This is a genomic window from Mycobacterium sp. (assembly GCF_039583805.1).
Lineage (GTDB): Bacteria > Actinomycetota > Actinomycetes > Mycobacteriales > Mycobacteriaceae > Mycobacterium.
Map to the genome: position 1 here is coordinate 9329 of NZ_JAVKSH010000015.1, position 12793 is coordinate 22121.

Consider the following 12793-nt stretch of genomic DNA (forward strand, 5'->3'; position numbering starts at 1 on the left):
GTCGGGCCGGGTCTCGTCGAGCAGGGTGTCGAGCACCCCGGCGAGGTGCTCGCGGCGCAGGTCGTAGCCGGGCCTGCTGACGCCGACGAAGCGCGCCACCGCGAACAGCTCCCGCCAGTCCTGCCAGGACAGGATGGCGGCGAACGCGTCGGCGCCGGTGATGAAGTACAGCTCGGCATCGGGATTCAGCGCGTGCAGGTCGCGCAGCGTGTCCTTGGTGTAGGTGGGTCCGTCGCGGTCGATGTCGACCCGGCTCACCGAGAATCGGGGATCGGCCGCGGTGGCGATCACCGTCATCAGGTAGCGGTCTTCGCCGGCGCTCACCTGCCGGCCCTTCTGCCATGGCTGGCCGGTCGGCACGAACACGACCTCGTCGAGACCGAACAGGTCGGCGACTTCGCTGGCGGCGACCAGGTGGCCGTTATGGATGGGGTCGAATGTCCCACCCATCACTCCCAGCCGGCGCTTGTGCATGATCTGGCAGCTTACTGGAGCAGCCCGGCGCCGCCTGATCATCCTTCTGGCGCGAGCGTGCACGGTTGTACGGTCTGCGCGGCGTGTCGACGCGCAAACACCCACGCTCGCGGCGGCGGCCACGGGGTCAGACCGGAAGCAGCTGGTCGATCACCTCCGCGAGCTGCTTCGCGGACCGGCATTCGTGCATGGTGATCACCTCTTGGTAGCGCGGCACCGCGGAATCGCCGCTGCCCCACTGGTGTCTGGGTTCGGGGTTGAGCCAGTGCGCGTGCCGGCTGGCGGTGACCAGGTGGGCCAGCAGGTCGGCGGCCGGGTCGCGGTAGTTGGTGCGGCCGTCGCCGAGCACCAGCAGCGAGCTGCGCGGCGAGAGCACATCCGGGTGGGCCGCAAGGAACGACGCGAACGCGTTGCCGTAGTCGGAATGCCCGTCACGGGTGTACACGCCGGCCTCGCGGGTGATCCGCTGGATCGCCACGGCCAGGTCTGCGTCCGGCCCAAACAGGTGTGTCACCTCGTCGGCGGTGTCGATGAAGGCGAACACCCGTACCCGCGAGAACTGTTGGCGCAGAGCATGAACCAGCAACAGGGTGAAGTGGCTGAACCCGGCGACCGAGCCGGACACGTCGCACAGCACCACCAGTTCGGGGCGGGCCGGCCGCGGCTTGCGCAACACCAGGTCGATCGGCACACCGCCGGTGGACATCGACGCACGCAACGTCTTGCGCAGGTCGATCGCGCCGGCACGGGCGCGGCGACGACGGGCCGCCAGCCGGGTGGCCAGGGTGCGGGCCAGCGGCGCGACGACGCGGCGCATCTGGCGCAGCTGATCGCTTGAGGCACGCAGGAACTCGACGTTCTCCGCCAGTTGCGGGATGCCGTACATCGCGACGTGCTCACGACCGAGTTGTTCGGCGGTGCGGCGCTTGGTCTCCGCGTCGACCATCCTGCGCAGCTGCGTGATCCGCTGTGCGGCAAGCGCTTTGGCGATCTGTTCCTGTGTGGGTGTTGGCTCGTCGCCGTAGGGGGCGAGCAGGCCGGCCAGCAGCCGGCCCTCGAGGTCGTCCAGCGCCATCGCCTTGAGCGCCTGGTAAGACGAGTACGACGAGCCGCGACTGGAGCTGTACCTGCCGTAGGTGGCGACGATCTTCGCGATCATCGCCACCAGCCGCTCGTCGAGGTCGGCGAGGTCGGCGTTGTCGGTCAGCAGATCGACCAGCATCTGGCGCATCGCCTCGACGTCGTCGGGCGGCGGTTCCTCGCCGGCGGCCCCGGCGTCGGCGGCCGCCGCCCGCGCGCCCAGCGCGGCCGGCCACCACAGGTCGAACAGCGCGTCGTAGGTCTCCCGGTGGTCGGGGCGGCGCAGCACCGCGCAGGCCAGGCCTTCGCGCAGCACCTCCCGATCGCCCAGCCCGAGGGTGGCCATCACCCGGCCGGCGTCCACCGTCTCGGAGGGGCCGACCGAGATCCCTTGTCCGCGCAGCGCTTCCACGAACGCGACCAGGTGCCCAGGCAGGCCGTGCGGGGCCGGCGGCTGGCTGGGACGGACGCGGCGGACGGCCATCAGTTCAGCCGTAATTCCCCGGCCGCGCGCTGCTGGTCGGACTGGTGTTTGAGCACCACACCCAGGGTGGCGGCGATGGTGGCGTCATCGATGGTGTCCAGGCCGAGCGCCAGCAGGGTGCGGCCCCAGTCGATGGTCTCGGCCACCGACGGCAGTTTTTTCAGCTGCATGCCGCGCAGCACGCCGATGATGCGCACCAGCTCGTCGGCCAGGTGCGCGGGCAGCTCGGGCACCCGCGACAACAAGATGCGCCGTTCCAGCTCGGGGCTGGGGAAGTCGATGTGCAGAAACAGGCAGCGCCGTTTGAGCGCCTCGGACAGCTCGCGGGTGGCGTTGGAGGTCAGCAGCACGAACGGCGCGCGGGTCGCGGTGATGGTGCCCAGTTCGGGGACCGTCACCGCGAAGTCACTCAAGACCTCCAGCAACAGGCCCTCGATTTCGATGTCGGCCTTGTCGGTTTCGTCGACCAGCAGCACGGTCGGATCGGTGCGCCGGATCGCGGTCAACAGCGGGCGGGACAGCAGGAACTCCTCGCTGAACACATCGGTTTTGGTCTGGTCCCAGTTGCTCCCGTCGGCGGAGCCGGCCGGCAAACCGGAGCCGGCCTGGATGCGCAGGATCTGCTTGGCGTGGTTCCACTCGTAGAGCGCGCGGGCCTCGTCCACACCCTCGTAGCACTGCAGCCGCACCAGCCCGGACCCGGTGGCCTGCGCGACGGCGCGGGCCAGCTCGGTCTTGCCGACCCCGGCCGGGCCTTCGACCAGCAGCGGCTTGCCCAGCCGGTCGGCCAGGAACACCGCGGTCGCGGTGGCGGTGTCGGGCAGATAGCCGGTCTCGGCCAGTCGCCGGGCGACGTCATCGATGTCGGCGAACAGCGGGATGGGGCGGGCGGGAACAGTCACTAACTTTCTCCTAGGGAACACGGGTGTGGCCGTCTCCCCAGACGATCCACTTGGTCGACGTCAGTTCCGGCAACCCCAGCGGGCCGCGGGCGTGCAGCTTCTGGGTGGAGATGCCGATCTCGGCGCCGAACCCGAACTGCTCGCCGTCGGTGAACGCCGTCGACGCGTTCACCATCACCGCGGCCGCGTCGACACCGTCGGTGAAGCGTTGCGCCGCAGCCAGGTTCGTCGTCACGATGGCCTCGGTGTGGCCGGTGCCGTACTCGTTGACGTGGGCGATCGCGGCGTCGATGCCGTCGACCACCGCAACCGCGATGTCCATCGACAAGAACTCGCGGCGCAACTCATCCTCGGAGGCGTCCAGATGCACGGTCACCCCGGCGTCCTGCAGCGCGGACACCAGCCGCGGCATCGCGCGATCGGCGATCGCCGCATCGATGAGCAGCGTCTCGGCGGCGTTGCACACGCTGGGCCGTCGGGTCTTGGAGTTCAGCAGCACCCGCTGGGCCACCTCGAGGTCGGCGGCTTCGTGGACGTAGACGTGGCAGTTGCCGACGCCGGTCTCGATGGTGGGCACCTGCGCGTCGCGGACCACCGCGTCGATCAGGCCGGCTCCCCCGCGCGGGATCACCACGTCGACCAGCCCGCGGGCCTGGATCAGGTGGGTGACAGTCGAGCGGTCGGCGGCCGAGAGCAGCTGGACGGCGTCGGCGGGCAGGTCCTGGGTGCGGAGCGCAACGCGCAGGACATTGACCAGCGCTTCATTGGACTTCGCCGCCGAGGAGCTGCCGCGCAGCAGCGCGGCGTTGCCGGATTTCAGCGCCAGACCGAACGCGTCGACGGTCACGTTGGGCCGGCCTTCGTAGACCATGCCGACCACGCCCAGCGGTACCCGCTGCTGGCGCAATTGCAGGCCGTTGGGCCGGGTGTAGCCGCGCAGCACCTCGCCGACAGGGTCGGGCAGGCCGGCGACCTGGCGCAGGCCGGCGGCGATGCCGTCGATGCGCGCCGCGTTCAGCGCCAGCCGGTCGAGCATCGCCTCCGGGGTGCCGGCGGCGCGGGCGGCGTCCAGGTCCCCGGCGTTGGCCGCCAGCACGCGGTCGGCGTGGGCCACGAGCGCGTCGGCCGCGGCGTGCAGCGCGCGGTCCTTGACCGCCGTCGGCAACGACGCCAACACCCGCGCGGCGACCCGGGCACGGCGCGCGGCGTCGTGCACCTGTTGGCGCAGATCCGGGCGCGGCGGCGCGTGCAGGCTCATCGACCCAGACTATCGGTCGTGCCGCAGCCGACGCACAGTCCCGGTCAACCAACGGCGAGGTCAGCCGCTCGCGTATGACGGGCTGCCCGGGCCGCGCTGCTACGTCGCTGGTCGATGATGCGGCCGAGGTCGTGCAGCAGCAGGGGTCTGCGCTTGACCAGATCGTCGAGTTGCTCGCGGTCGATCAGCATCGCGGTCACCTCGCAGAGTGCGCACGCGCGGGCAAGATTCGGTTGCCGGGTCAGTGCGGTCAATCCCAGAAACGCACCCTTGCCCAGTGTGCTGACCGAGATCACCGAACCGTCCCCGGCCGTGGCCGTCAGCTCCACGCTGCCGTCGATCAGGAAGGTCATCGCCGTGGACACCTGGCCGGCGTATTCGACGACCTCGCCGGCGCCGAATCGAACGATCCTCGCGTGCGCAGCCAGCGACTGCTGATCGGTGGGGCTCAGCCGCAGCGCCGGCGCCACCACCGCGCGGAGAGCCTTCTCCACCCGGGCCGTGGTGGCGACGTCGTCGGCGACGCCGTCGAGGTGAAGCCCGTCTCGGCGGGACGCGTACCAGATCCACCGAAGGAACGTGGCGTGCGCGGCGCCGTCCTCGGCGGGTGAGGTCAGGTCGATTGTCGTGCGGTACCGGGCACCACCGAGGGCCACCGAGGTGACCGTGCCGCCGGGCTTGAGCTGCCGCAACGATCCGGCGGTCCGGGACAGCATCGCGCACACCCGGTCGGGCGGGTCGGCGGCCGAAAACGTGGTCGTGATCGCCACCTTGTGCGCGCCGGGCGGGCGGCTGAGGTTGGTGAACGATGTCGTGGCCAGCACCGAGTTCGGGGTGATCTGCAGGCCGTGTCCGGTGTCGATATGGACCGCGCGCCAATTCGCTTCGACGACGCGGCCCTGCGCCGCGGGGGTGGTCAGCCAATCCCCGATACGGAACGGCTGCTCGAACAACATGAACAGGCCCGACACGATCTGGCCGACCGAGTTCTGCAGCATCAGGCCGATCACGACCGACGTCACCCCGAGCGCGGTGAACAAACTACCGATGCGCGCACCCCAGATGTAGGACAAGATCATCGCCAGGCCCGCACCGATCAGCAGGAACCGGGCGACGTCGAGGAAGATGGCCGGGACCCGTTTGCGCCAGGACCGCTCCGGCGCGCCCTGGAAGACGGTGGCGTTGAGCCCGGACAGCAACAGCACCAACACCACGAAGCCGCACGCCGTCGCCAGGACCCGCACCGCGGTGTCGTGCAGCGGGACCTGCACCGCCTCGACGAGCAGCAGCAACAGCGCGCCCAGCGGCAACAGGTAGTTGCGTATCAGGCCGGCCGGCCTGGCCAGGTGGCTGTGCCTGCGCCGCAGTGCGTGCTGCCATTCGGTGAGGATGATCAGCCCGACCGGCAATCCGACCGCGAGTCCGACGGCCCAGTAGAACCACGACTCGAACAGGTTCATTGCCGCTCCGACAAGCGCCAGATCGACTGTTCGGTTCCCGCGACGACGATCGTACCGGCCGGCGTGAACTGCCGGATGTCACGCATCACGTCGTAGACCTCCGAGGTGACGTAGACACCGGGCTGCGGTGCGCCACTGTGCATCTGGTGGGCCAGGCTGACCGCGGCGCCCCACATGTCGTAGGTGACGCTCGACCGCCCGACCAGCCCGCTGACGACCGTGCCGGTGGTGATGCCGGCCCGCAGGCCCAGGTCGTGGCCGGTCTGGCTGTTCAATCGGTCGACGATCTGCGCCAGTTCGATCGCGAACTCGACCGCGCGGTGCACGTTGTCCAGCCGCGGCGTCGTCAGCCCGCAGCTGGCCAGGTACCCGTTGTGCAGGGTGCGGACCCGCTCGACGCCAAGCGATTCCGCCGCCGAATCGAACTGCCGTACCAGTTCGTCGACGATGCCCACCAGCTCGTCGCCGGTGAGATCTCGTGACATGTCGTCGAACCCGGCGATGTCGGCGAAGATGACGCTGACGTCGTGGTGCTCGTCGGCGATGGTCTGCTCGCCGTCGCGGTAACGCTGCGCCACCGGCTCCGGCATCAGCGACAGCAAAAGGCGGTCGTTTTCTCTGCGCTGCTCGCTGAGCAGCTCGTTCTTGATCTGCAGGTTCCGGCTCATCTCGTTGAAAGCCGCAGTGAGATCGCCGATCTCGTCGCGCGAGGTCGCCGGGATGCTGATATCGTAGTCACCGCCACTGATCCGCTGGGTACCGGCCTCCAGCCGCCGGATCGGCCGTACGAACAGCTGAGCAAGCACCATCGACGCCACGCAGATGGCGAAAATGATTCCCGCCGTTGCGATGACGATGGTTTTGGTGAATGACGTCGCCCGTGCCAAAGCTTCGGAGTTGTCCCGGGTGGCCAGAACCGACCAGTGCAGATCGGAATTCGGCACGTGCAGCGCAGCGTAGGCCTCCAGTTCACGATTACCCAGATAGTCCGTGGCGGTGATCGCACCGCTCTGACCGCGTTGGGCGGCGCGCAGACCCGCACTCGCGACCGGCTGCATGAGAATGGTGGTGCCCAACCGCAACGCCTTGGCCACGACATCGGGCGGCGTCCCGGCCGCCACCGACTCGCGCCGGTATTCCTCTGGGTCTTCGAGGAACAGCCGTGAATCGGACCGCATCAGGTTGTCCGGGCCGGCAAGATAGGTCTCCGTGGTGCTGCCCATCCCGGCGGCTTTCCAGTGCTTGTCGGCGGTCATGATCCGGTTGATCTTGGCGGACGGCAGCGGCAGGGCCAGGACCCCCTCGATTTTGGCTTCGGTGCCGACCGGAGACACCACCCACGCGGTAGGCGTATCGAGTTGCGGCTGATACGGCTGGAAGTCGGTGATCCAGACGAAGTCGACAGCGTTGGCGCCCAGCGCCTTTTGGTAGGCGTCTCGCAGGTTGGATTCGCGATAGGGCCCGGTCAGAATGTTGGTGCCCAGGTCAGGTCCCTTGGCCTCGCTGTAGACGACGTTGCCGTTGAGGTCCAACAGCAACGCGTCCGGGTAGCCGAAGCGGGTGACGATTTCGCGGAAGTGGTGGTTCAAGCCGGCATCGGCGGCCTGCCATGCGCTGCCCGCACCGGCGTCGTTGACCGGGACGGAGTCGCGGCCGAATGCCCGCGGTGCGGTGTAGGTGGCCTGAAGGTACCTCTGCGCGTTCGAGGTCGGCAGCAAGACGTCGACGTCGAGGTTGTCGCCGGTGATGCGGTCGATCGGTGCGACCACCTTCTCGTTGTAGTAGCGGACAACGTCCTGCTGCTGGGCGGGACTGATCGTCGCAGTGGCCAGTTGCCCGAAGGCGGCGGTGAACGCCGTCACCGCCTGTACCGCGGTATCGCCACGGCTGTAGACGATCAGCGCATCCGTCAGGTCCGCGAACAGCGTCTGTACTGCTCGCTGCTGCGCCGCGCGCAGTTCGACCAGACGGTCGATCGCCGCGGTCCGTAACGCACCATGGCCGGTTTTGTATCCGACGACACCGATCACGGCCACCGACAGGATGCTGCACAACAGCAGCATCACCATCAGCTTGGACTGGATGCTGACCCGGGCCAGCAGCCGTGGCCGGCGGCGCCACGCTGGTGGCCGCGCGGTCTCGCCGTCCGGCGCCTGTCGCGTCAGTTGCCCCGATGTCAATCGGATTCCTTCCGTTGCGACCCCGTGAAATGGCAGATCAGGCAGCAGACTAACGCCCGGCCGCAGATAAGTTGGCGTTTGCCGAAAACGCCGCGTTGTGCGGCCGCCCGCGATTCCCTAACGTCGGCGCAATGACGACCCGTGTGTGCTCGGTGGGCAGCGTCAACCTCGATACGGTGCTCGGCGTCGACACGTTACCGCGTCCGGGCGAAACCGTGCTGGCCACCTCGGTCCGTTCGACTCCCGGCGGCAAGGGCGCCAACCAGGCGGTCGCGGCGGCGCGCGCCGGCGCACGGGTGCAGTTCGTCGGCGCGGTCGGCCACGACGCGGCGGGCGTGCGGCTGCAAGATCACCTGTGGCGCAACGGGGTCGGTATCGACGGGCTGGTCACTCTTCCCGGTGCCAGCGGGGCCGCGGTCGTGATGGTGGATTCCGTCGGCGAGAACGCGATCGTCGTCGCGCCGGGCGCCAACGCGGAGCTCACGATGGACTCGGCGCGCATCCGCGCCATCGTGGCCGGATCTGACGTGGTGTTACTGCAGCTGGAGATTCCGGCCGCCGCCGCGGTGGCGGCCGCCCGGGCGGCGCGGGCGGCCGGGGCGGTCGTGATGGTCAACGCCTCGCCGGCGGGTCGCGCCACGCCGGAGCTGGCCGAGCTGGCCGACGTGCTGATCGTCAACGAATCCGAAGCCGAGCACTGGGTGTGGCCGGTCGCGCACCGGGTGATCACCCGCGGGTCTGCCGGTGCGACGTGTACCACCGCCGACATCGATTTCGCGGTTCCGGCGCCCGTGGTGGACGCGGTGGACACCGCCGGCGCCGGTGACGTGTTCGCCGGTGTGCTGGCCGCAGATTGGCCCGCCGGCCGACGGTACGCGTTGCGACGGGCGTGCGCCGCGGGTGCACTGGCGACGCTGGTGCGCGGCGCCGGTGACTGCGCCCCGTCCAGCGCGGCAATCGACGGCGCGGTGACGGGTGACTGAGCCGTCGTCATCTCGCGGCGCCCGACGACCGCCCCACACGGCGAGCTGACGTGTGCCGCCTGTGGGTGCCGCCGCACTCGCCGTCCTGCGCACAAGGCGATCGTATCGATGTATACATCATTGTAAATTGTGGCGTATAACTAGACGTCGTGAAGCGACTGCAGATCTATATCGAGGAGGAAGTCGACCGGGCGCTTGGAGCTGAAGCCCGGCGGCAACGCACATCGAAGGCAGCTCTCATCCGTGAATACGTGGCCGACCGTCTTCGCATGTCCGGCCGAGACCCCGTCGACGCCTTCGTCGGATCATTCGAGGGGGAAGCCGACCTCTCCGCGTCGGTGGATGACGTGGTCTACGGGCCGCGCAGATGATCTTCGTCGACACGTCTTTCTGGGCTGCGCTTGGCAATGCGACAGACGCTCGGCACGAAACAGCGAAGCAACTATGGGCCGGCAAACCGCGCTTCGTGGTGACCTCCAATCATGTGCTTGGCGAAACCTGGACGCTGCTCAACCGGCGCTGCGGCCACCGCGCCGCAGTGGCCGCCGCTGCTATCCGATACAGCTCCGTCGTTCGGGTCGAGCACGTTACGGCAGAAGTGGAAGAGCACGCGTGGGAATGGCTGGCCCGACACGACGAGCGAGAGTACTCGTTCGTCGACGCGACGAGCTTCGCCCTGATGCGCAAAAAGAACATTCACAACGCCTACGCGTTCGATGGTGATTTCAGTGCAGCCGGATTCGTCGAGCTGCGGTAACGGCCTGTGCCCGTTGCTGATTGGTGAGCAGGAGTGAAACCTGCACGGCCCGAGCGATGTGCGCCGGGCAGCCGGCCCATGACCTTGACCCGGTGGCGGGTCTCGCCGAAGGTCCGGGGAGGGTCATTTCAACGGTGCAAGTGTGAGATGGTCGACCAGCGGAGCGCCGAGGTGTGCATCAAACCCGGGATGCTCCAGCAGCGCACTCCGGTGTGGCCATGATGTCGGTCCTCTCCAGGCAGGGACGATCCGCCAGAATCTGCTCTACGGTGCTCACTGCGGCCAACTGCCCGAGCACCGCGGCGACAGTGACGCGGGCGTCCCGAACACGGCAGCTGCCGGCCATAGGTGTGCGCAACATGGCTACGCAGGCGATGGTAAATTTCATACCATGAGAACAACCATCGATGGGGCGGGACGTCTGGTGATCCCGAAGGCGATTCGCGACCGCGTCGGTTTGCACGGCAACGAGCAGGTGGAGATCATCGAGCGCGATGGGCGCATCGAGATTCAACCAGCACCCACCGATGTCGAACTCGTGCAGGAAGGTTCCATCCTGGTCGCCAGGCCGCAACGCCCGCTGCCGACGCTGACCGACGAAATCGTTCGCGAGACCCTCGATCGGCTACGGCGGTGATCGCACCGGACACCAGCGTCTTGGTTGCCGGATTCGCAACGTGGCACGACGGACACCAGTCCGCCGTGTTGGCGCTTGAGCGTGGCGTTCATCTGGTCGCTCACACTGCGGTCGAAACCTATTCCGTGCTGACGCGGCTACCAGCACCGCATCGGGTTTCGCCTCCTGCCGCTCGCGCCTACCTGGCCGCCGTTACCTCGAACGACTACCTGACTCTCGACGCGCGCTCGCATCGACGGTTGATCCTCGCCCTCGCCGAGCACGACGTCACCGGCGGCGCCACCTATGACGCCGTGGTCGGGATGACGGCGAAGACCGGTGGGGCCACGCTGTTGACCCGTGACCGGCGGGCGGTACCGACCTACCAACGGTTGGGCGTGGAGTTCGAGCTGATCACCTGAGCGTCGCGGCCCGCTGCGCAGCCGGTTTTCCCGATCCATTGCCCGATTGGCGACGATTAGACGCAATCCCTCGACGTGGGTCACGGTCGCTGGCAGGAGGCCGCCGCCCACCGGCAACGCTCCACCACTGTCAGGCGTACCGCCCGCCGAAGAACACCCACCACCGCGGCCAACACCATTCAGGGCGACACAACAGCGGGCGCTTAAAGGTCTGCCACCCAAGGACCTGGCGGCCAGGTTTGACGTCGGCCGAAGCCTGCCGCACGTGCACATCGCCGCGGTGCTGGGCTCCGCGCACAAACCTCGCCTTGCCGAACCCATCCATCCGATGCCCTCCCGCCGACGTGATCTAACGACCGCGATGCTGGTGGCCCGGGTGATCGAGCCCGGCTCGAAGCTGGCTTTTGCGCGCGGCCTGCAGACGGAGACCGCAACCACCTCGCCGGGTGAGGTGCTGGAAGTCTCCCGCTGCGATGAAGATGACCTGTGCGCGGCGATGGATTGGCTGCTCAAGCGCCTGGATTGCATCGGAAAAGCGTTGCCGGAGAGACATTTAGCCGACGGGACGCTGGTCCTCTTTTACGTGTCCTCGGCGGCGTTGGAGGGCCGCACCTGCCCGCTGGGCGAAATCGGGCACGCCCCTGACGGGGTCAACGGCCGGCTGCAGGCCGTCCACAGGCTGCTTGCCACCACCGCCTGGGTGCCGATCGCCATCGAGGTGTTCGACCGCGACAAGGCCGACCCCAAAACCCTGACCGCCCGGATCACCAAGCGCGAGGACCGGTTTAAGCTAGCCCGCATCTGTTTGGTCGGCGATCGTGGCATGCTCACCAGCGCACGCATCACCGACGAGCTGCGCCCGGCGCAACTGGATTGGATCACCGCGCTGCGCGCCCCCCAATCAAGGCCCTGGTCGAGGCCGACGCGTTGCAACTGTCGCTGTTCGATGAGCAGGACCTCCTCGAGGTCACATCCCCGGATTTTCCCGGCGAGCGGCTGGTGTGCTGCCGCAACCGGAAACCGCAGATCAGGCCAGCAACGCCGTGCGACTGACATCAAAGCTCTGGATAAGCCCGGGAACTCCCGCTGGCGGTAACCGGCGCGGCGCAAGCTGTCCCGGACATCAGGCCGTCACGCTTACGGCACGACGACGAATCGCCCCCCGCCCACCGGGCGCAGCACCGAAAAATGCCGGTGATCCAGGGTCGCGATGGTGCGCGTGCGGTGTCGGTCGGCCAGCACCACGGTGGACGCGTCCGCGACCCCGATGTGCTGATCACGGTATTTCTGGACGATGCCGGCGGCTTGCGCCACCTCGGGCACACCGAAGTCCGCCAGCTCCCAGGCACCGCCGGCGAGTTCCCGCAGCACCGCAAGCTCGGCCTCGACCCCGACCCGGGTGGCGACCAGATAGTCCAGTTCGGCGACCACATACGGAGACACGACGAGCCCGCCCTCAGCCCCGTCGATGACACTGGCGACCGCGTCGTGGTCCGGTTCGGCGGCGTCGAAGTAGGCCAGCAGCGCGCTGGTGTCGACGATCACCGCTCACCGAAGCCGGCGAGCAGCTCGTCGACGCGCCGGGCAGCCGGCTCGGGGCCGGCGAACAGGCCACCACGCGGTCGGGGCCGGGCACCGGCAACACCGGCCCGGATGGAGTCGCGGATCACCTCGGCTTCGGATACGCCGCGCTGCTTCGCGGCACGCTTCACCGCGGCTTTGAGCTCGTCCGGCAGATAGACCGTGGTTTTATCCACCTGACGTATGGTACCACCGCTGGCGCCATACGTCAGGTGCCGCGGCGCCCTCCCCGGCCCGCGGCGTTATGCCACGCCCGGCACGAATCACCATCCACCGCCCTTTGTCATGCCGCTGCGGCGGTGACGGTGTTGGCGCCGGGCTCCGGCCCGATGACCAGTTCAGGGGTGGTTTCGGGCCCGAGACCACCTGCCCTCCAGCCACACTGACCTGGTAGCCGTTCGGATCCTCGATTGTTGGCACGGAGATGTCGGCCTACGCGCCGGCGAGAAACCTGCCCAGGCCGCAGACCCACCGCACGCTGGCGGCCTCGGCCTGGCTGATCTCCCGACGGTGACCTGCAGGAAGATCTCCCACTCCGTCTCCAGCGACAAACTCGTCGGACGCCGCCGACCATCGGACTCGACCATGAACTGCCC

General features: G+C 68.3%; 13 protein-coding genes and 1 pseudogene. 6 read left to right on the forward strand and 8 right to left on the reverse strand.

Features of this window, described 5'->3' with window-relative positions:
* The 6 genes from nadD to ABDW21_RS03380 form a co-directional block, all read right to left on the reverse strand.
* A partial coding sequence (gene nadD, locus ABDW21_RS03355) for a nicotinate-nucleotide adenylyltransferase (RefSeq protein ID WP_343710060.1) occupies positions 1–450 on the reverse strand: 450 nt, incomplete at its 3' end.
* 151 nt (positions 451–601) lie between these two features.
* Positions 602–2038, reverse strand: coding sequence for a VWA domain-containing protein (locus ABDW21_RS03360; RefSeq protein ID WP_343600053.1), 1437 nt, complete (start codon positions 2036–2038; stop codon positions 602–604).
* Entirely contained in the window at positions 2038–2940 is a 903-nt protein-coding gene (locus ABDW21_RS03365; protein ID WP_343600052.1) for a MoxR family ATPase, read from the reverse strand. The genes ABDW21_RS03360 and ABDW21_RS03365 overlap by 1 nt, the downstream gene beginning before the upstream one ends.
* A 10-nt stretch (positions 2941–2950) precedes the next feature.
* Entirely contained in the window at positions 2951–4198 is a 1248-nt protein-coding gene (locus ABDW21_RS03370) for a glutamate-5-semialdehyde dehydrogenase (RefSeq protein WP_343600051.1), read from the reverse strand.
* Between the two features lie 44 nt (positions 4199–4242).
* Entirely contained in the window at positions 4243–5658 is a 1416-nt protein-coding gene (locus tag ABDW21_RS03375) for a mechanosensitive ion channel family protein (RefSeq protein WP_343600049.1), read from the reverse strand.
* A complete protein-coding gene (locus ABDW21_RS03380) occupies positions 5655–7727 on the reverse strand; it encodes an adenylate/guanylate cyclase domain-containing protein (protein ID WP_343600075.1) in 2073 nt (690 codons plus the stop codon). Before ABDW21_RS03380 ends, ABDW21_RS03375 begins: the two co-directional genes overlap by 4 nt.
* A 242-nt stretch (positions 7728–7969) precedes the next feature.
* Here ABDW21_RS03380 and ABDW21_RS03385 point away from each other — a divergent pair, with 242 nt between their 5' ends.
* The 6 genes and pseudogenes from ABDW21_RS03385 to ABDW21_RS03410 form a co-directional block, all read left to right on the forward strand.
* On the forward strand, positions 7970–8821 hold the full coding sequence (locus tag ABDW21_RS03385) for a PfkB family carbohydrate kinase (RefSeq protein WP_343710058.1): 852 nt from the start codon (positions 7970–7972) through the stop codon (positions 8819–8821).
* 149 nt (positions 8822–8970) lie between these two features.
* On the forward strand, positions 8971–9192 hold the full coding sequence (locus tag ABDW21_RS03390) for a CopG family transcriptional regulator (protein ID WP_343600047.1): 222 nt from the start codon (positions 8971–8973) through the stop codon (positions 9190–9192).
* Positions 9189–9578, forward strand: a complete 390-nt coding sequence (locus ABDW21_RS03395; protein ID WP_343600046.1) for a PIN domain-containing protein — start codon at positions 9189–9191, stop codon at positions 9576–9578. The genes ABDW21_RS03390 and ABDW21_RS03395 overlap by 4 nt, the downstream gene beginning before the upstream one ends.
* Before the next feature lie 391 nt (positions 9579–9969).
* Entirely contained in the window at positions 9970–10215 is a 246-nt protein-coding gene (locus ABDW21_RS03400; RefSeq protein ID WP_343600045.1) for an AbrB/MazE/SpoVT family DNA-binding domain-containing protein, read from the forward strand.
* Positions 10212–10616, forward strand: coding sequence for a type II toxin-antitoxin system VapC family toxin (locus tag ABDW21_RS03405; RefSeq protein WP_343600044.1), 405 nt, complete (start codon positions 10212–10214; stop codon positions 10614–10616). The genes ABDW21_RS03400 and ABDW21_RS03405 overlap by 4 nt, the downstream gene beginning before the upstream one ends.
* A gap of 196 nt (positions 10617–10812) precedes the next feature.
* Positions 10813–11630: pseudogene (locus ABDW21_RS03410) on the forward strand (IS1634 family transposase); the annotation flags it as partial.
* 123 nt (positions 11631–11753) lie between these two features.
* Here ABDW21_RS03410 and ABDW21_RS03415 read toward each other — a convergent pair.
* Positions 11754–12161 carry a PIN domain-containing protein gene (locus ABDW21_RS03415; RefSeq protein ID WP_343600043.1) on the reverse strand — a complete coding sequence of 136 codons (408 nt, stop codon included), beginning with the start codon at positions 12159–12161 and terminating at the stop codon, positions 11754–11756.
* Positions 12158–12373, reverse strand: a complete 216-nt coding sequence (locus ABDW21_RS03420; RefSeq protein WP_343600041.1) for a CopG family transcriptional regulator — start codon at positions 12371–12373, stop codon at positions 12158–12160. Before ABDW21_RS03420 ends, ABDW21_RS03415 begins: the two co-directional genes overlap by 4 nt.
* Positions 12374–12793 lie beyond the last annotated feature (420 nt).